Below are 19,954 nucleotides of genomic sequence, written 5' to 3' on the forward strand. Positions count from 1 at the left end.
CAATCAAAAACTTTTCGGAATGATCCCATTTGATTTTTTAATTAAGTGGCGAAAAGAAATTTGAGTTTTTAATAGATATCTAAATTTCATTGGATCGATTATTGGATTCGAATGCAATCTTGCTGGTATTGGTAGCTTAACAGTTACTTCGCATCTCACGAGATGACAGATCACTTGTTCAATCATTATGTCTAACACCAACGACCAAAATACGCGCCCAAGCACATCTAATCGAGCGATGTCGTTCGATCGGCAAGCTGCGGAACCTCAACAACCATATAGCAAAGGCAAAATCATCCGTCGAGCCTTACTGCGCGGTACCTTTCTTGGGATATTATTGGCCTGGCTATTGATCAGTTTCGCGCCTTTGATCCGGGATGGAATTTTATACATGATGCCGCGGCACAAAGCTTTATATGTAGGGCAACCACTTCTCGACCGCAAAATAGAAGATCGATTGGCAACGAAGGAGGCAACGATCACTGAGCATAATCACATGCCGACAAACTTAGATTTCACTGAACTGAATGCTCGATTAAAACGACTCCAGCGGTCCGTTGCCAGTTTACAGCAACGGGTCGAACGATTGATCCCCAGAGAGCCCTATTTGATCATCGATACTTCTGATAATCTGATCTTTCTGATGAAAGGAAAGCAGTTGTTGCATCAAGGGATCTGCTCTACTGGCAGCTACATCATGCTAAAATCGGCTGACGGAAGCGAGAAGTGGATCTTCAAAACCCCGCGTGGGCTCAGAAGAATTCAAGCGAAAATTGAAGACCCGGTGTGGCGCATGCCAGATTGGGCCTTTATTGAAGAGGGCTTGCCTGTTCCAGAACCCTATGCGCGTGAGCGATATGAACCAGGTGTTCTGGGGGATTATGCGCTGAGCTTAGGCGATGGCTATCTCATTCACGGAACGCTTTATCAGCGCTTTTTGGGGTTGCCCGTCACCCATGGATGCGTTCGATTAGGCGACAAAGAACTCGAAATTGTCTACCGTCATCTTCAAGTTGGCTCGAAAGTTTTCATTTACTAAGGTCTAACGTATGAGATTTTTACAATGGCTGCTTAAGTTCCCGCGTGCAATCCTCAGACGATGGCGGCTGTGGTTTTCATTTCTTCACGATGTTAAAGCAAGCCGCTGGATTTTCTGGCCGCTGTTGCTTATTCCAGCAATCGCTTGCGCTGTTTTGCTGATCATTCTGCCATTACACAATTTTAAGCAGCAAACGCTTCGCCCATTGCCCGGAGTGGCTCATCAGTATTTGACCGCTGAGGACTCAGCCGCCGCTCTCTCTCAAATTGCCAGCTATTCTTCGCAACTATTCCGATTGAAAATCGACGAATTGTTTCTTAATTCCCAGCTTATCATGGCCAAAAGCGACTCCATTGGCTTAATTTTGAATTTGAGTGATAGTACGATTTCTTTGTATCTGCGTGGGGTCAATCTCCGTTCCTGTCATGTTTTCTCCTATACCATGAATCACGCTTTCAAACATCTCACCAGTCAACCCGATCTTTTCCATTGGCTCTCTCGGCCGTTTGTGTTAAAACAAGATTGGGCGACGATTCCAAAAGTCCCGATCACTGTGAGAAGAGCGCCGCGGGATACGATCGAAGCCCAGAAATATAAGATCCAGCCGGCTGCTCCTGCTCGTCCAGATGTCTATCTGACATTGAAATTCGACCGCAATCTGATCCTCAAAGTCCATCAAGTCGAACCGATTTCGCTGAAGTCGTTCAAGGGATTAGGCCGGATCGTTCTTTATCACCTCAAAAGCTATGCGAAGTATCTTGCTGAGACATTTGTCCACATCTATCATTTGAAATTGCCCGAGCATTATTATTCAATTGAAATAACCATTGCGAAAAACGACGCCATCGCTATATATCGTGCGATACCAATGCATGCGGAACTAATAACTCGGCTTCCTGACGACCATTACTGAAACCTAAAGAAGGTTCAACCTTTTGCACGCTTGGTACTCAAATCAGATCGATTGATTAGAATTTTTTCTCTTCGATGAGATTAATCAAATAGAATGAATGGAACAACATTGCCATCACTGTGGTCTAATTTGCACCAGCCAGTTGCGGAATTTTTATTTATCTCGGTTTATGAAGACGTTCTCGTATGCCATGCTGCCGCTTAAATCAGCGAGCTTTTAGCAGCTTCGAGTATCAGGTCTTTTCCGAAATCGCAGCTCAACGCGGCATCAGATAGGATGACTCACGCGATGGGAGCGGATTTCATTATATTGCTGCAAGGTCTGTTTAGCGAGTATCAGTTGAAATGGTTTAGTTGATTTTCGGGCCCGAAGGGTTATGAATGGAGAACTGCGGCTGTTCCGGCCAATTGGACTATTTTTTTTCTTGATCATTTTTTGCTGTACCAAGCAAAATCCACAACGGGAGCTCAATCTGGCAGCGGCGGCCATCGATTCGGCCATGAGCGCAAAGGCGAATTATTTTGCACCCAAAGAATTTGAATTGGCCCGTGACGCTTACCTCAACGCCCGCAAATACACCGAGCAAAAAAAGTTCGATAAAGCCCGCCAATCCGCTTTAATGGCGATCAAATTCGCTGATTCTTCCATCGTTATCAGCAAACGAAAAAAACTTATCACTGAGATAGAAATTGAACAGCTCATTTCCTACTTGCGACATAAAATTGATGTCTATGAAACCGTCATTTCGAAAGCCGAAAATTACGGCATCCCATCCGCTCAAATTGATTCGGCTCGCGCGGAATTGGACAAGCTAAATAAAACTTTGGTGATGATGATCATAAAAAATGATGAGGAAGATTATGAGACCATCCGACATGAATGCAACATCGCGATCGAGCAGGCTAGCCTCGCAACTTATCAACTAATAAAACTGATCAGTAGTACCAATTTGGTTGAACCAGGCCTGGAGTTCGACAGACGAAATAAAAGATAAACTTTTCGTCCTCCACGTCTCTGAATCAGTTGGTTTCATTTTTCGTGCTGAATAAAGATTACTTAATCCCTCTGTGATTGAAAAAACTGTTTGAGATCGAAAAGCGATATGTTATTTGATTCGCGATAATAGGAATAATCGATTGGGAAAAATGGGTTATCCACGCATCCTATCCGTCAATGTTTCGCTGAAATGATTAGTTATTAAATTCTCAAGTCGCCATCAGCATTGTTGGCAGGATGATCGAACAAGCATGGAGTAGCGATGAGCGGACCGAAACGGCAATCGACACGAGAATATTGGGCGACGCGGATCGGGTTGATCTTGGCGATGGCAGGAAATGCGATTGGGCTGGGGAATTTCCTTCGGTTCCCTGTAAAAGCAGCTCAAAACGGCGGCGGCGCATTCATGATCCCCTATTTTGCAGCGCTTCTTTTGTTGGGAATCCCCCTCATGTGGGTCGAATGGAGCATTGGTCGCTATAGTGGCCAATTCGGTTATGGCACCACGGCCGGGGCCTTCGGCTTGCTGACCAAATCGGAGCGTAGCGCAAAGGTGGTCAACTTCTTGGGTGCGTTAGGAATCACCGTCCCCCTGCTATTTGTGATCTATTATCTCTATATTGAATCCTGGACCTTGGCCTACAGCTTCTTCTCACTCACGGGCAAATATTTCGGTATTCTCGATTACGATACCATGTCCCGCTTCCTCGCCAGTTTTCAAGGCAAGGTCCACAGCGAACATTTTGCTGGCTTCGGGACAGCCTTATTTTTCTTTTTCATCACTGTGGGGCTCAATATTTATGTGCTGTCTCGTGGGATCGCCAGTGGTATTGAGAAATTGGCCAAGATTGCGCTTCCGACCTTGTTCGTCTTCGCCCTCATCCTCTTCATTCGGGTATGGACGCTTGGCACTCCAGATCCCAGCAAGCCCGAAAATAGCATCATCAATGGTTTTGCCTATATCTGGAATCCCCAATTCAGCCACATCACTCAGAGCAAAACCTGGATGGCTGCCGCTGGGCAGATCTTTTTCACACTGAGCATCGGCAATGGCTCGATCATCACTTATGCCAGCTACATGAAACGTCGCAGCGATATTGCCCTTACAGGATTATCCACATCGATCACCAATGAATTCATCGAGGTAATCTTCGGTGGATCGATCGCCATCCCAGTGGCAGTCGCTTTCTTTGGCTTGACGCAAACCATCCAGATTGCAAATGGCGGAGCTTTCGATCTGGGATTTGTGGCCATGCCGATCATCTTTCAAAAATTGCCCTTGGGACAGCTCTTTGGAATGATTTGGTTCCTATTGCTGTTTTTCGCTGGGATCACTTCTTCAGTCGCTCTGTGTTCTCCTGCCATCGCTTTTCTGCAGCGGCAATTAAACCTCAGCCGCAATCGGGCAGTCTTTTGGGTTGGATTGATCCTGTTCGGCTGCGGACTGCCGGTGGTCTTCTTCCTCAAATACGGGTTTCTCGATGAAATGGACTTCTGGGCAGGGACATTCGGGCTAGTCGTCGTTGCAATGATCGAAGTGATTTTGTTCGCCTGGGTTTTTGGGATGACGAAAGGTTGGAAAGAGATCACTCGAGGGGCCGATATTAAAATCCCGATTATCTTTAAATACATTATCAAATTTATTACGCCGATCTATCTGATCGCTCTGCTTGTCTTCTGGACTTATCAGGACGGTTATCGGGTGCTGCTAATGATCGACCGAAGCGCCACCGATATCCCCTATCTCTGGGGCGCTCGTGCCATGATGTTGGCATTAGCAGCCTTGTTTTTCATTCTCGTCATCGTTGCCTATCGCATTCGAACGATTCGGTATCATCATTCAGAACATCTGCCATCACAAACATAGTTCATTGAGGTTCGCGCCAATGAATGATGGATTGACCACGGCCGGGTTGATATTCGTTATCATCGCCTGGACATCAATTTTGATCGTAACAATTTTCTGTTTCTGGAAAGTTCTGGTTTCCAAGCGAGACCAATGGGAAAAAACAGATTCGGCTGAAATCGAGGACGATCTTTGAACTTGCTTTCTGGTTGAACATCCAGTGATTGCCCGTGCGATTGGCTCATCTACCCTGCTCTGAGAAAAAACGCCGGCAAGCATCTCAATCGATGTGATTTGATTGTTATTTTCTGCTCCAATTTCGATTGGAGCTTTTCAATTCGTTTCGTTTACCCGTAAAAACTGAGAGCTTTTATGATGGGCTATACAATTGTACTGACCTGCGACCGAACCATGGCCAGTCAGTATCATCATAATATGTTCTTCGGATTCAGCGCTTGCCTGCCACAAGGGGTGTTGCCCGATTGGGTCTACTACCCAATTTTTTGCCCAAGCGGAGCGGCAGATCATCGCGGCGCGCTGCTATTCGCCAATTATGGGATGCGCAAAATCGAGGCAGCCCTTTTGGCCAATGGATTTCAGCGCGATGAAGTGATCGTCGCCCATCCCGATCATCTCGATAAGGTGATTTCAGAACAGACCAAGATTGTCTCGATTAGCACCATAGATCCTTTGGGAATAGGGCCTGCGACATCGACGTTCGTTGAACTCTGGGGTGGTGAAGGTCGCATGGCGATTAAATTGCGGGAATTGCTTTGGCATCGAGCCATCCAAAAGTATCGGCCGATCATTGTGTTGGGCGGACCCGGCGCTTGGCAACTCGCGCTTCATCCAGAAAAGCAGAGGGAATTAGGGGTTCATTGTGTGGTGGTAGGCGAAGGTGAGATGATCGCTCCGCGGTTGTTTCGGCAGATCCTCGAGGCCCGGGACAGCGTTCCTGAGGTTATCTCGGGTGAGCCAGTGCCAGATAATCAGATCGCCAATATTGTCGGGGGAACCATCTGCGGGATAATCGAGGCAACCCGAGGTTGTGCCCGAAGTTGCGCTTTCTGCGTCCCCTCATTGAAAAAGGTCCGATCTCGCCCGTTAGAAAATATCTTAGCCGAAGTGGCTGTCAATGTCCGTTCGGGCAATCGCGGCGTTATTTTGCACGGCGAAGATATTCTGCTCTATCAATCCGATGGGCTCAAAGTGAATTCCAAGGCCGTCGTTGAATTGTTCGACAAAGTTTACCATGTGCCTGGCGTCAAATGGGTCACCGCAAGCCATGCTTCGCTCTCCTCGGCTTATAGTTCGCCAGAGACGATTGAACAAATATCTCAGGTATTGGAGCTGGGCACCGAAAAGCATCCCACCAAAGCCTTTCAGGTCGGCATTGAAACCGGCAGCCCTAAATTGATCAGACGGCACATGCGGGGCAAGGTCTATCCGTTTAAGCCAGAGCAGTGGCCTGAAGTGGTGGAGGGCGCATTCCGCTTGTTCCACAAAAATCATATCGTTTGCTGCTCAACTTTGATTTTGGGATTGCCCGGCGAGGATCAGGATGACGTGCAACTGACTATCGATCTAGTAAAAACGCTCAAACCATATCAAAGCATCATCGTGCCGTTGTTTTTCACACCGATGGAAACCACGCGGCTGGAATACGCTCGGCCATTCCTTAAGAAAGAGCTCACTCCCAAACATTATGAGCTGCTCACAGCATGTTGGAATCATAATCTGGATTGGTTTCCAGCTCTCTGGAAAAACTATGGCCGCGATAATAATCCGATCATCAAGACCATCATCAATTTGCTGATTCGATTTGGGACAGAACCCGTCCGCAGGCGTATCCATCGAAATGCGCGACGCCACGGAGCCATGGTATGATTGGATTGATCTCAAATCAACTGATCATTTTTTGGCTAAGCCGAAATTCATCCGTATCTAAAGCACCAGGCTTGGCTACTATGGTCGCACGGGCTGCATTGGAAAATCATTGCACCGAAATATCAAAATCGACCGGCCACTGCTTTTTGGTTTGATCTCAATAGTCCAACGTTAAAATTCGTCCTTTGGTAAAATTGAAGAATGCTTCTTTTTTGGCGATCATTACCCCTGGCATGACATCCGCTTCGGTTTTGCCCGCTGCCTTGAGACAACCGGGACAGACATAAATGGGGACGCCTCTCTGCAACAAATTATTAAGCTGAGTGAGCGAGGAAGGGAAATGGCTATAGGTTAGATCTGGGGCATCTTTCAAAACAACCTCGATGCCTTTAATATCAAAATAGACCAATACATCCCGATCCTGGGACATTATAGCGGCCATATTGAGCGCCATCAGCACCCGATGGGGATCATTGGTACCATTGCTGATATGAACAAATACCCCGTCTTTTTGGGGGGATAATTGTGAAGAAGATTGTTTCTGACAACCACTAAGATTGATCAAAATTAGAACCACAAAGACACTCCAATTGAGCACGCTGAATGTTCGCATAATGCGCTCTCCTTTGATTTGGTAATTGTTTGGTTGAATCTCCGCAGATTAATGGGATCACTTGAAAGTTACGATCCTGACCTACCCTGATTGAAATTCCGCTTCAAACAACCAATGATTTTTGGAACTGTCTTTCCATTCCAATCTTGGGCATCAAGCGCGCTTAAATCGATGAGCTCAAGAAAAACGAGGGCAATCCTATTATTGATTTGAGATTTTATTTGTTTGATTTGGATAATCGGAATTTAACCTGGTGGCCAATAGAATCGTCGGCCTGCTAAAAGATGTAAATGGATATGGTAGATCTCCTGGCCTGAGTCGCGATTGCAATTGAAGACCGTTCGGTAGCCGGTTTCAGCTACGCCCAATTTTTGGGCTAATTCTTTGGCGACCAGAAAAATTTCTCCCATTAATTGCTGATGCGACGGGGTGAGATCGTTCAGCGTGGGAATATGCTCCCGAGGAATGATCAAGATGTGGATGGGCGCTTGGGGACGAATGTCTTTGAATGCCACCAGATTTTCGGTCTGATGAACAATCGCTGCTGGCCGAAGGCCTTGAACGATTTGGCAGAAAAGGCAATTATTCGCTTTCATTATTTCTCCTTACTTTCTAAAATTATCGTTACTGGTCCATCATTGTGAATTTCTACCAACATCATGGCGCCAAATTCGCCAGTCGCTACCTTGAGTCCGCTTTGCCTCAGATAGTCAACAAATCGTTGATAGAGTGGCTCTGATATTTCTGGAGGTGCGGCATCGACAAAACTGGGCCGACGGCCCTTCCTGGCATCGCCATATAAAGTGAATTGTGAGACTACGAGCAAATCCCCGCCTACTTCCAACGCTGACAGGTTGAATTTCCCCTCAGCATCTGCAAAAATTCGAAGATTGACACATTTATCCGCTAAAAATCTTGCATCAGACTCATCATCACCGTTTCTTACCCCTAACAGGATCACCAATCCACGATCGATCTGACCCACAATTTTTCCATCAATCGATACCGATGCCTTCGTTACCCGCTGCACCACTGCGCGCATAAATCACCTTGCTTATTTATTTCACAATTTCTACCGTGACTCTTCAGTCATAATTGTTTTATGGTTTCCAGCCAATTTGAGCGTCAATATAATATAAAAAATCGAGATTTTCAAGCAGATAATTGACCACTCTTTCAGCGTTCTTCTTTCTCCCAGCTTGTTCGATTTGGTTTCTGAAAGCAAGCCAGATGGAATTTAAGATGAAAATGATGACCAGAATTTTGTGAATGACCCGTTTTGAAAAATGACAGGTCGCATCGACGAGGTATTTTTTCAAGGCGCTGGTCGCTGTTAATAATGGTGATTTTATTTGAGCCCATCATCATTCTTTGCGATCCATTTCAAAAAGCAACTTTTGTGATTGACCCCCGTATAACGATCCGAATTAATCAACCATAAGGAGAATTCATCCATGAAACCATCGACTTATATCTTAATCATTGCCATCGGGATCCTTACGACAGTCATCTGGATCACCTCTAGGAAATGCATGGCCAAAGATATTGAGGAAACAGTAACCAAGGACTTTACTGTCAAGCGGGGCCAATTATTTTCTCTTAGAGCAGATCTAGGATCAGTAGAAATCACAAGTTGGTCACAGAACGAATTGAAAGTGACAGTGACAAAGCGCGCTGATACAAACAGCAAGAACCGGGCAAAGGATATTTTCGAGAATTTAGAGCTGAGTTTTGATCAGGACGATGTGGGGGTCCGCGTTGTAGTGCGTTATCATGGCCCTAAGGTTTGGTGGGGTGACAGCCGCCGGCTCAGGTTACACTTTGAGGTCACCGTGCCTCGGGAGTTCAATCTGGACGTTCAAACTGGCGGCGGAAGCATTCAGGTCACTGATCTGAATGGAAAAATCGAGCTTCTCACCTCTGGGGGACCCATTATGGCAGGCAAAATCAACGGTTCGGTCCGAGCGAAAACCTCTGGCGGAAGTATAAAAATCGAACAGGCTCAGGGCCCGGTTCTCGCGAACACTTCCGGGGGCAGCATTGCTATCGGCAAGGTGACTGGATCGGTAGAAGCAAGAACTTCAGGAGGGAGTATTAGCTTGGAAGAAGTGACTGGGAGCGCCGAGGCACATACCTCAGGCGGAAGCTTAAATCTGAAAAGATTGAGCGGCAGTGCGACGGCCAGCACTTCAGGCGGCGGTATCCATGCGGAGTTCGTAGGAACAATCGATCGAGATTGCTCTCTCAGAACCTCTGGTGGAAGCATTCGTGTGTTCCTGCCGGCAAATATCTCTATCGACTTGGATGCCCATACTTCAGGCGGCCGGGTTGAATCTGATTTGCCAATCACGGTTCAGGGAGTGATCAAAAATAATTCGATTAAAGGCAAAATCAACAACGGTGGACCATTAATGACGCTGCGCACCTCGGGAGGAAACATCTCTGTCAAAGCTTTGGAACCCAAATAGCTCTCATTTAACTCCTCCTTCCGTCAACCTGGCCAACACCATTTTGGCCAGGTTGTTTTCTTTTACAGCCCTGCAAACCCTGTTATTTTGAACCAAAGGCATTAGAATGGTCAATCCTAATTTCAAAAAGGGTGCATCGTTTCCCACCGATCAGATAGCTTTCATCGGCTTTATTCTTTATGAAGAGGTGCTTATGTTATTTCAAAATAAAAAATCGATGCGTTACCAGCCGCTCATTCCCGCTGTTATCCTCTGCTCGAACTGAAATGGTATGTTCACCAAATCGTAAAGGCTCATCCGGCTCATACTTCACTGTATGTTCGTCAGGATCATACTCCGAAATCACCAGTTCGCCATCCAATCGCATCACAATAGACCGCTCATTAGCGATCCCAGACAGTGTATCATAAACTCGGGCAAGAAATTTTGGAATCCGATCCCGCAATTGCGCTTGATTTAGCGGTTGCATGATTTCAACGTAAGGTGGGACGGCATCACGAATAACAGTCACATTGCCCAAATTGGAAAGTGTGCCGCTGACGGTGGTTTGACTTCTATCGAGCTTATTGCCGCGAAACTTGGGCTTGTTTTGCTCGATTTGATAGACACCGAGTTTCTCTGGAGATGGATCATCAACCGGGTATTTCATGATCACAATACCGCCTTTTTGGAGTGGAACATCTTGTGGGAATAATTGATAGCTGGGAGTAACGATCTCGTAAGCCGAATCCAAAGGCGTTCGCCACTCTTCGATACGAAGAAACAGGTTATCATACACTGAGCCAGATCCGAAAACCAGCCGACAAAGCCCATCGTTGGATCGAATAGCGCCACCTCGTTCTGGCGTAACCGTTCGAATATCGATCTGTTCAGAATAGCTCAATTCTCGCTGCCCTAGATCCATCGCGCTCGCCTCGACCGATATTATGCCATCTTTCCTGGGAAGCAACTGGTAAACGCCGAACCATTCATTGAATCGAACTGGCCAAAGCGGAACCGACGTCCCCGACATACCCACCTGCTGAACGATCAGTTCAGGGACTGAATCGAGCCATCCATTGGTCGTTAGACGAAAACGAATGTAATCATCATAAAAATCCTTTTCAAGCTTTAACTCGGTGGCAGAAGATATGGTCTGACTGGAATCCCGAACGATGTAGTAGAGCGGAAGCGACTCGATCCCTTCGGAATTGATCGAGTTGATTTTTATCACGGCTTCCGGCCGAATAGAAGACAGCAGATATTGATTGTTTTGACCAGTTGCTAAAGCTGGTTCTGTTTGAACTTTTGACGGGTTAACTTTTTGCCAAGAGATGCCGCGATCTCGAGAGACATAGAACGAGGCTGTTTGAACTGGATTGCCATCTTGATCCTTCAGATCTGTTACCAAAAGCTGGTCAGGGGGCTGCCAGGAAAAATCCGCCGCAAGCGCCTGCTGAACGGATACAACAAAATTTCCAGATAGGACCGAGACATTGCCAAAGAAATCAGCGATTTCGATCGTGAACTGATGGAGCCCTGCGGCCAAACAATTCGGATCAGATGGATTGAGCGACATTGTTGGTTCGCACTGGAGCACGCCGGCTTCGTTGCCCGATGGCTCATAAAATGGAAGTCGATTATGGGGATCGCGATACAATTTCTGGAACTGTCCCTTCCCCCGCCGGAGCAAACGGTAATCTCGATCGAGATCGATCATATTGCTGACGCTATAAGAAAATTTGTCGTAACTTGCAGAAAAGCGGAGTAGGCCGTCCAAATAGAAACTCAGTTTATAAACCGCGAATTTATGATCAACGCCATCGGCTTGATCGAAACATTCCACGGCCAGCCCAATTTTGCCCGAGACAAATGGGGCACTAGGGAGCTTATAGTGCCGGGGATCAATCATCACTGGCTTTTCAATCCAAGGTACGGCGTCGCCATTGACCCGAGAACGAGAGTCTAACGGCGTGAAACTGATGGCCGTTATGGTCGGCGCAATATTGTCTGAAATGCGATAGCCACGTAAGAACGGATTGATCGGATTGTTGTTCCCATCGCGAAGTTCGAAATGCAGATGCGGACTGCCAATACCAGTGGCTCCGGTATAACCAATCACTTCCCCGCGTCGCACCCGAAACTGCTGATTATCCAGTTGTATATCGAAGCGATAGGCCATCCGACTGCGCTGTTGCTGCTTCATAAACTGATGCAGCACAGGGTTGAACCCATCCAGATGCGCATAAACCACGATATCGCCAGCGTCCAGTTTTTGATACAGCACCTTGCCATAACCATAGGGCGAAACAGCCATGCGCATAATGTAGCCATCATCAATAGCAAAAACTTTATAACCAATTTTGCCCCACGTTTTGATATCAATTCCAGCATGAAGATGGCCAGGACGGTATTCGGCGAACGATGAGGTCAAAAAATGGCTGGCATCGGTGGGCCAAAGATATTGTTGGGCTGGGCTCACTCCTGTCCAGCTTATAAAGAGCAAAAACAAAATAAACTTTTCTCTCATTGGAACGTTATTCACTTTCATCAAAAATATGTAGCAGATTTTTTCGGTTATTCAGCGGTACAAATCAGAGAAGATTTGCGCCAGCCGATCAGTGAGGTTGCGGCGATCAAATTGTGGCAATGAAACCGCTGGCGCAATTTCCAAGCTGTTTCTCCGCCAGCGATCCACATATTCCAGGATCGCTTGCTGGATCGCAGAGATATCATCTGGGTGAACAACCGTGCCTCGATGCAGTGATCGGATCATGTTGGCAACTTCCCCCTCCGAAGAAATTAGCAAGATCGGCTTCCCAGACGCAAGGTATTCAAATAGCTTGCCGGTAATTATTTCTTCTTTTGTCCGTTTGATGATAGTTAACAACAAAAGATGGGATTGCATTATTGCTGTCAGTGCCTCCCGATGGGGTAGATACCGAGCCGACGTAACAATATGATCCAGTCCAAGCGTACGCGTTAGCTGTGTGAGTCGACCGAACAGATCGGTTCCAAAAAACTGGATTTTGATCTGATCATGAAGCTCAGGAGATTGAGAAAGAGCGAACTTCACAGCGCGCAGAAACGGTTCTGGATCGCTGACACGGCTAATAGACCCGGAATGACAGATGGTAAAGCGCTCGTTGAGCCGCATCTGTTCCAGCCCGACAAAATCTTCTCGATCATAGCCGTTCATGATGGTTACAAACCTGGCCTTCGATGAATAGCCTGCTTTGAGTCGCAAGCTGTTTGTCAGATGATCGCACATGCCAATGATCCGATCGGCCGATCTCAACACCCACTTTTCCATCAAGCGGTTAATAAATCGATGCAGCCAAGTTGGGCATGGTTGGCTTTCTCCGCCAGTCCAATCATCCCGAAAATCGGCTAGCCACGGTAAGCCAGTGATCATCTTTAGGATCAAGCCCCCAAGATGGGCGGAATGAGGCGGCGAGGTGGTAAAAATAACCGCTATTTTTTTCGTTCGAATGAGATGGAAGGCTGTTTTGACCGCAAACGGCAACCAAAGAATTTTACTATCGGGGATAAATATCCAACTCCCGATGGTTCGATTCAGCCAGTTCAAAAAGCGCGATTTTTTCGGAGCCGAACTGGATGAAGTCACCTCTGGCTTCGATCCCTTCCTCCCAATTCGCGCCATCACTCTCAGCGGATCCCAAGATTCAGTGCGGAAAATTTGTCGGTCATGCACTTCCTGAAGCAAGCTCGGATCATGGGCATAATAATGGACGTCTTTCACGGTCACCACCCATGGCTCCCAGCCGAACTCGGGAAGATACTTCACAAATTTGGCGGCGCGCTGCGTCCCCCCCATCCCCATTGGCGGGAAATAATAGCTGAGAAAAAGAACCTTGTTCACTCGAGCGAATCGGTTAATGGATTTAATATATAGCTGCTTCGTTCAATCTTAACCCGCTAAATGTGGAAATAATATCCTTGATTTTCTCAATCGAGGTTTGCGTTCGATTGAGATAAGCCCTGCGTATATCACGAGCAAGATCAATTAGACCAGTTCCACTCGGCTTTGATCGCCGATGATGAACCGATGAGCTGCTGGCTTTGGGGATGACTTGGTGAGCTGCACATCACTCCCCAACAGGCTGCTTTCAATGCGAACACCGATATCAAGGATCTGACAGTCGTTCAAAATAATGCTGAATTCGATTTCACTATTTCGAATATAGCAATTGTTATAAATTGAAGTGAAAGGTCCAATGTAACTGTTTTCAATGACACTGTTTTGTCCGATGATTACTGGGCCGCGGATGTGGCTATTTTTAACTCGAGCATTCTTTTCAATAATCACATTCCCCGTGGTGTAAGAAGCTTTATCGACCTCGCCCTCAACGCGCGGTTGCAAATGTTCCAGCACCAACCGATTGGCTTCGAGCAGGTCAATCGGCTTTCCAGTGTCTTTCCACCAGCCAGTAATCTCTGAGAAACCGATCCGGTAGCCATGATCGATCAAATATTGATGGGCATCAGAAATTTCCAGTTCCCCTCGCTGACTGGGCTTAATGCTGTTCACGGCTTCAAAAATATGATGATCGTAAATATAGATGCCGGCAACAGCGAATTCGCTTTTTGGAACCTTAGGCTTTTCCTCGATAGACACAATCCGATTACCCCTGATCTCTGGCACGCCAAAGCGCTCTGGATCTTTCACGCGCGACAAGGTTAAGAAACAATTGACGTGATCCCTTTCGAACTCTTGGACGAAACGACGGACACCGCCGACCACCATGTTATCGCCTAAGTAGAAAATAAATGGTTCTTTTCCGATGAAGTCCTCGGAAATTTTTACAACATGCGCCAGGCCCAGTGGTGCCTCCTGTGGGATATAAGTAATATGAACCCCCCATCGTTGGCCATCTCCGATGGCATCCTGGACTTCAGTCGAATCTGCATTGGTGACAATACCAATTTCAGTAATCCCTGCTTCGGCGACAGTTTCGATCGCATAATGGAGAATCGGTTTGTTGGCTATTGGGATGAGATGCTTGTTCTGGGTGTGTGTTAAGGGCCGTAGCCGCGTCCCTTTTCCGCCACTGGTGATCAGCGCTTTCATTCGTATTTGCCTTCCCTTGTTGGTCTCTCAATGCTGTTGACAAATTTATTATGCTAGGCAGAGCGGAAGAATTTCGCCCCGCGATTCGCGGCGCTTTTCCGCCTTCAGATCAAATTCCTCTCTTTGGTGGATCAATTGTAGCATTTATTATAAAAAATTTCCCGCAAAAATGCAATGACTATTTTCTTCCTGTCTAATTAAACTTCTGCAAACTTGAAATTCTATTCTCGCCCAAGCGATCAATAGCAGATTGATGAATTTTTGCTTCTCACGGAATCATTCCTTAGTGACCAGAATCCTCAGTTCGCTCTTGAATAAGGGGGCTCCCATTTAGCAAGATTCTATTCTCGAATTAATCTGGAGATATTCCCATACCCCATTAGCCTCAATTTATCGGCTTCCTTATTGAGAAAATTGACGATGATATCCCCTCGTACTCCAAATGTGACGCCGTAATTGATGAGCTTAAGTTCCTTCAAATACACTTCATCTGTATACGGTGCGAACCTAAAATTCTCCAAATTTTGCAGCGAATCGGATGGGCCCAGCGTCATTTCAGAATCGTAAGCAGTGGCAGTGGCCATTCCCGCATAATAATATTCCCCTGTTTGGTCATCAAATGCAAAGATGATGCCCCCAGAGAAACCGCGATTAAATGCAGCGTCGATCAAAAATTTTTCTTTATACTTTGTTGGACTCACAAGTCCCCTTGTGACCATCAGATAGCCTTTGGGGAATCCCATAAGATATACTTCCTGTCCCAGCTTCAGATTGAGCTTGCGACGAAAACCGCCTTGAAACGGCAGTTCGGACAACGTATTGGGAATCCCCTCGGTTTCAATCAATGCGATGTCATTGCTTTCATCTTTCAAAATAATCCTCGCCTGGCTAATCGCCCCATTTTTATGGGTGACATAAATTGTTTGACCGAATTTCTTAGCTAATGACTGTAAGTAGCGTGTTGTCTTTTTCTCCTGATCCAAATAAAAGGTCTTAAGCGTATCCGCAAAATCAAATAAATGAAAACAAGTCAGCACGAGGACTCGATTGGAAGATTGACACAGGAGCAGCCCAGTTCCAGCCACGGAATTAGTGGTATATCGTTTTAAAACCAATAGCGACTGTTGTGGAACAGCAGGACCTTTGAAATCGGCTGGCGGATTGTAATAATAGTTTTCATAAAAAGCTGAACAAGTGATCTTCACAATCGATCGCTCCAGTTCTTCAAATGTTTTGAGCTTGGATCTTTCAAACTGGACGTTAGGAGCGTTGCTATGATGATTGACCCCTGCACAGGAAGTAAAATATCCGATGATTAGAGTTATCAATACGAGATGGTTTTTCATATTTGTTCCTCAGGAGGCATAAATGATAAACCTGCCTCGCCAAAATTCGAGCACAGCAGGTGCGAAGGCATTAGAGCTTTCCAATTTATATTTATTCGAATCATTTCCTTGTCGATTGCATGGACAATAGTTAGACTCCAGTGATCAAAAGTTGTTTCAGACCTTGGTGATCGCGATCCTTTATTGACAACGCGTGGTTGATCATAATTTTCGACAAGAAACTAGAGCAGTTCATTGAGCAGATTTAGATTACGCCGTTTTAAGAACGGATTCTCCAAACCATCCTCTCCTGGCGGACATTGCTGAGATCAGATCAAATGGTCGACGAAAATGATGTAGACTCTTTTAATTTTTAGTCTTGAAAAATCGCTTGCTAGCCTTCTATCTTATCTCCTACCAATGGATCGACGTTGCCGTGTCGAATCTGAGAGGCTATCAATGAGAAATTGATATCGTTTCAATAGCATCGAATCGAGGAGGAAAAGAGAACTCGATAATGAATCGAGCGCTTGTAACGATTCCAACGACTTCAGTGCTTTTAGTTGTTCCAGAGACTGCAATGCTTCAATGAATCGAGGGTCGCTCAACGATTTTAGCGCTTCAAGCTCCTTTAATTGTTTCAGGTTCTCCAATTCTTTCAACTGTTGGAGTGACTCCAATTCTTTTCGCATCTGCTCAAAGTCTTGTATGATTTTCTGGTGCACGTCCCTCTGCCAAATTATGATGCGCTGTTTCTCCAGCTCTCGAATTCGTTTGTGCAATTCGCGAAATTCCCGTTGCTCTAACTGATGCTTTCCAGTGCTATCGATGGCGATCCGCAAGCCATCATGAGCATGAAACTGAAATTGAAATTGCGGCATCTCACCAGGATGGCGATGTTTTCTTATTGCTCTTCGATATTCTTCATTGAACTGGTTGGCCGATCGAATCCGCTCTCCGATGATACGCCATTGATCGGAAGGAATGGCGGATTTTAGCTGAGATTGAGGCTTTCTAATTGTATCAGAGGTTAGTGACTGCTGGGATTTTAACGGTTCAATGTGCTCTGGCAAAACTTGATCAAGATCAAGTGGACCTGCCAAGGAGAGCTGAATGATCGCTTCCATTTCTTTAGGCGAAATAACGGTATCGAGGTTACTGAGATTTAGTATGGTAGCAGCAACCGATTCAACTTTTTCAGGTGCGACCTCTTTATTTTTCGCGCGTCTCACAAAATCACCATACAGCGAAGCGACCGATCGAGTATCTGATGTATCAGGCATCATAGCCAATAACTTTTTTCCGAGCAAGTTCAAAGAGTACTCGAGCACATCTTGTTTAGAACGGCTATCGGCAAAAAACACCCAGTAAAGTACGGCCGTCAACGCAACGGTGATCAACACAAAAGCAATTTTTCTAAATGCCTTGCTCATGATATTAGCCTCCAATTAGCTATTGGGGTTTAATAATTAGACGCTTCCTTTTCCCAAAAATTTCTGTCATCTTTAAATTTTCTGCCTTGGTTGCGAGCACATCGAAGGAACTACTCATTTTCATAAACCATTATGGCAGCGCCACGTTCCCCAAATATTGCAAAAGTCATCGAACAAGATCAATTTGACACCACCTCGCCGTAACGCTTGTTGGACAACTTAGACTGAAATCATGCGATTATCATGGCGCGATGCGACGAAAGATGAGAGGCTGAGATGATTTGGATTGCACCTCGTCTAAGAATTTTTGAAATTCCAAATAATGGTCTGCGGAAATTGTTTCTCCATTGAGTTGATGAACAATCTTGATTTGCAGCACGGAATCCTGTTGCGAAACCTGCCAGAGGCTGTAGCCGAATGGGCTTATTATAGAATCCGAGATCGCAGCTGAGTTGGCTGTCCATTGGCTTGGAATTTCAAGATCCAGGCTCAACATCTCTGTGGAGCCGTAATTGAACAGAATCGGATGTTGTCGCTTCGGAGAACGGAAATAATCGGCCAGGTCAAATCCGAGAATTTTGCCAGGGGAAAAATATATCATTTTGTCCTGGCGTTGGGCAAAATTTCTCGCACGGACGTGGTAATAAATGACAAGCGGATCTTGAATCGGATGTAGCCCCACAATTCTGAATGAATCCAATTTCGCACCAGGACAACGGGCAGCAAGATAGGTCTCTAACCATTGGCGGACCTCGTGCTGGGTCAATCGAGATAGCATTTCGCGGATATCCGTAGCTAGAACTCCGCGATATTCAGTGCTCCCCTGGACAAGTCCTTGACCATTTGGGCGCAATTTCATACGCCAATCGAGCACAGTGCGATTGCTATCGGCAGGATTTTTCGTTGTAGTAGCGATTTTTCCGGCCCCATCCTTTCCAATGACCAGCACTGGTAGCCCTTGATCATACCACGGTAGCGAAGCGAACGGGCAGCCTTTTTGCGTGGCATCTAACCAGATACCTTTTTCTCCTACTTTTGGGCAATAAACAATGGCATGATTAAACTGATAGGGCGACGGCAAACTTGTATCTGGTTCGCCATTTTGCCAAGTGCTGATCAGCACTGGATGGGCTTCAATGCCAGCCGCCCGCGACAGGGCGCAGATGAGGATCGACATATCTTTGCAATCCCCATAACGATTTGCCAGCACTTCACCCGCCGGATGGGGCTGATAACTCCCAATTCCGATGGCCACGGCAATGTAGCGGACGTGATCGCGCACCCACTCATAAATCATTTTCAGACGGGCAAGGTCATTGTCGCAATGTTGGGTCAAGCTATCGGCCAGTTGTTTCACCCCTTTTGCTGATTTGATCTGTGGCTCTGCCAAATCATAATACCAGCGAGCCACATCGTTCCAACTTTTCATCCCCACCGGAGCGATTTCAATCCGAGCCAAGCATTCATTTACGGCGGGCATACCAAATTCCGTCTGGATCGCTGGGATATTTTCAACTTGCCAGACGTAGCTGGATTTAAAACCCGCTGGCGCCTTTGCGATGGTCGGCTCGATATTAATAAAATATTTTTTGTAATTCAACTCCCACTCCGAAGGAGTTTCCAGCGTGAATCGCGATTTCAGCACTGGAATATCATCCTGAAAATACCATGATGGCCATACCCGATGACCACTGATTCGAAGTTGATAGCGATATTCGATAATTGCCCCGGACTCAACCGAGGGCAGCGTGAAAATTTTGGCGCGCTGATCTGAATAGAACACAAAGCGGGGATAAAGATTCACATCAAAAATCTGCTTCTTATCTAAATTTCGCACAGTCCCGGTGGGGAGGATCGTCCTGGCCTGGATGTTTTCAACCCAGCTTTGCGGTGTATAGGGGATGGTCACGTTTGCATGATGCCAGCCCCGTTGATTATAGATTTTCACGATCCGATGGCGCTCAAATTGCGTCTGAGGCAGTTCGTTACTGCCAATAATCTGCATTTTTCCCTCATCCAAAATCACCACAGCACCCGCATCCCAATATTGCTCTTCATTCGGAACGCGAAACACCGCCATCTCATCCTCACCGAGTCGTTTGGCCCGATCAATCTCATGGGCACAACGAAATAGAATGAGCATGATCAATATAAGCGTCGATTTCGACAATTTTCGAAAGCGAGAAATCTCACTTACATGCATATCTAAATTATCTCCACGAAAATGTCTTCTGGCAAAAACCATGTGGTGTCCCGATTCACGCTGTCCATCAGCCATTTCCAATTTGAGGGTGACCAACGTTCTTAGAAGCGGTCTTTCTATGATTTGATGGAAATATCCAATTCGTACTGTTAATATATCA

16 protein-coding genes are annotated in these 19,954 nt (G+C 46.1%); 7 read left to right on the forward strand and 9 right to left on the reverse strand.

Going from position 1 to position 19,954, the window contains the following annotated elements:
* The first annotated feature begins 187 nt into the window (after positions 1–187).
* The 6 genes from ONB37_00435 to ONB37_00460 all read left to right on the forward strand — a co-directional run bounded on the left by ONB37_00435 (position 188) and on the right by ONB37_00460 (position 6,681).
* Positions 188–1,039 (forward strand): L,D-transpeptidase, encoded by an 852-nt coding sequence (locus ONB37_00435; protein ID MDZ7398605.1) that lies wholly within the window; start codon positions 188–190, stop codon positions 1,037–1,039.
* Positions 1,040–1,049: 10 nt separating this feature from the next.
* On the forward strand, positions 1,050–1,952 hold the full coding sequence (locus ONB37_00440) for a hypothetical protein (protein MDZ7398606.1): 903 nt from the start codon (positions 1,050–1,052) through the stop codon (positions 1,950–1,952).
* Positions 1,953–2,328: 376 nt separating this feature from the next.
* On the forward strand, positions 2,329–2,946 hold the full coding sequence (locus tag ONB37_00445; protein ID MDZ7398607.1) for a DUF4398 domain-containing protein: 618 nt from the start codon (positions 2,329–2,331) through the stop codon (positions 2,944–2,946).
* 264 nt (positions 2,947–3,210) lie between these two features.
* Positions 3,211–4,815, forward strand: a complete 1,605-nt coding sequence (locus tag ONB37_00450; protein MDZ7398608.1) for a sodium-dependent transporter — start codon at positions 3,211–3,213, stop codon at positions 4,813–4,815.
* A gap of 19 nt (positions 4,816–4,834) precedes the next feature.
* A complete protein-coding gene (locus ONB37_00455; GenBank protein ID MDZ7398609.1) occupies positions 4,835–4,990 on the forward strand; it encodes a hypothetical protein in 156 nt (51 codons plus the stop codon).
* Positions 4,991–5,166: 176 nt separating this feature from the next.
* Positions 5,167–6,681 carry a B12-binding domain-containing radical SAM protein gene (locus ONB37_00460; protein ID MDZ7398610.1) on the forward strand — a complete coding sequence of 505 codons (1,515 nt, stop codon included), beginning with the start codon at positions 5,167–5,169 and terminating at the stop codon, positions 6,679–6,681.
* A 157-nt stretch (positions 6,682–6,838) separates the two neighbouring features.
* Here ONB37_00460 and ONB37_00465 read toward each other — a convergent pair whose 3' ends face one another.
* The 3 genes from ONB37_00465 to dtd all read right to left on the reverse strand — a co-directional run bounded on the left by ONB37_00465 (position 6,839) and on the right by dtd (position 8,336).
* The gene (locus ONB37_00465; protein ID MDZ7398611.1) at positions 6,839–7,294 is read right to left on the reverse strand and encodes a DsrE family protein; all 456 of its coding nucleotides are present in this window, start codon (positions 7,292–7,294) and stop codon (positions 6,839–6,841) included.
* Between the two features lie 245 nt (positions 7,295–7,539).
* Complete coding sequence (locus ONB37_00470; protein MDZ7398612.1) at positions 7,540–7,890, reverse strand: histidine triad nucleotide-binding protein; 351 nt, start codon at positions 7,888–7,890, stop codon at positions 7,540–7,542.
* A complete protein-coding gene (gene dtd / locus ONB37_00475; protein ID MDZ7398613.1) occupies positions 7,890–8,336 on the reverse strand; it encodes a D-aminoacyl-tRNA deacylase in 447 nt (148 codons plus the stop codon). Before dtd ends, ONB37_00470 begins: the two co-directional genes overlap by 1 nt.
* 412 nt (positions 8,337–8,748) lie before the next feature.
* Between dtd and ONB37_00480 the strand changes: the two genes are divergently transcribed.
* On the forward strand, positions 8,749–9,762 hold the full coding sequence (locus tag ONB37_00480; GenBank protein ID MDZ7398614.1) for a DUF4097 domain-containing protein: 1,014 nt from the start codon (positions 8,749–8,751) through the stop codon (positions 9,760–9,762).
* 196 nt (positions 9,763–9,958) lie between these two features.
* Here ONB37_00480 and ONB37_00485 read toward each other — a convergent pair whose 3' ends face one another.
* The 6 genes from ONB37_00485 to ONB37_00510 all read right to left on the reverse strand — a co-directional run bounded on the left by ONB37_00485 (position 9,959) and on the right by ONB37_00510 (position 19,794).
* The gene (locus tag ONB37_00485) at positions 9,959–12,271 is read right to left on the reverse strand and encodes a M23 family metallopeptidase (protein ID MDZ7398615.1); all 2,313 of its coding nucleotides are present in this window, start codon (positions 12,269–12,271) and stop codon (positions 9,959–9,961) included.
* Between the two features lie 51 nt (positions 12,272–12,322).
* The gene (locus tag ONB37_00490) at positions 12,323–13,624 is read right to left on the reverse strand and encodes a glycosyltransferase (protein ID MDZ7398616.1); all 1,302 of its coding nucleotides are present in this window, start codon (positions 13,622–13,624) and stop codon (positions 12,323–12,325) included.
* A gap of 144 nt (positions 13,625–13,768) precedes the next feature.
* Positions 13,769–14,833 (reverse strand): glucose-1-phosphate thymidylyltransferase, encoded by a 1,065-nt coding sequence (locus tag ONB37_00495; protein ID MDZ7398617.1) that lies wholly within the window; start codon positions 14,831–14,833, stop codon positions 13,769–13,771.
* A gap of 341 nt (positions 14,834–15,174) precedes the next feature.
* Positions 15,175–16,179 (reverse strand): S1C family serine protease, encoded by a 1,005-nt coding sequence (locus tag ONB37_00500; protein ID MDZ7398618.1) that lies wholly within the window; start codon positions 16,177–16,179, stop codon positions 15,175–15,177.
* 386 nt (positions 16,180–16,565) lie between these two features.
* The gene (locus ONB37_00505; protein ID MDZ7398619.1) at positions 16,566–17,591 is read right to left on the reverse strand and encodes a hypothetical protein; all 1,026 of its coding nucleotides are present in this window, start codon (positions 17,589–17,591) and stop codon (positions 16,566–16,568) included.
* 241 nt (positions 17,592–17,832) lie between these two features.
* Positions 17,833–19,794: a DUF3857 domain-containing protein gene (locus ONB37_00510; protein ID MDZ7398620.1), complete on the reverse strand. Its 1,962-nt coding sequence runs from the start codon at positions 19,792–19,794 to the stop codon at positions 17,833–17,835.
* Positions 19,795–19,954 lie beyond the last annotated feature (160 nt).

Source organism: candidate division KSB1 bacterium, assembly GCA_034506395.1.
Classification (GTDB): domain Bacteria; phylum Zhuqueibacterota; class Zhuqueibacteria; order Thermofontimicrobiales; family Thermofontimicrobiaceae; genus Thermofontimicrobium.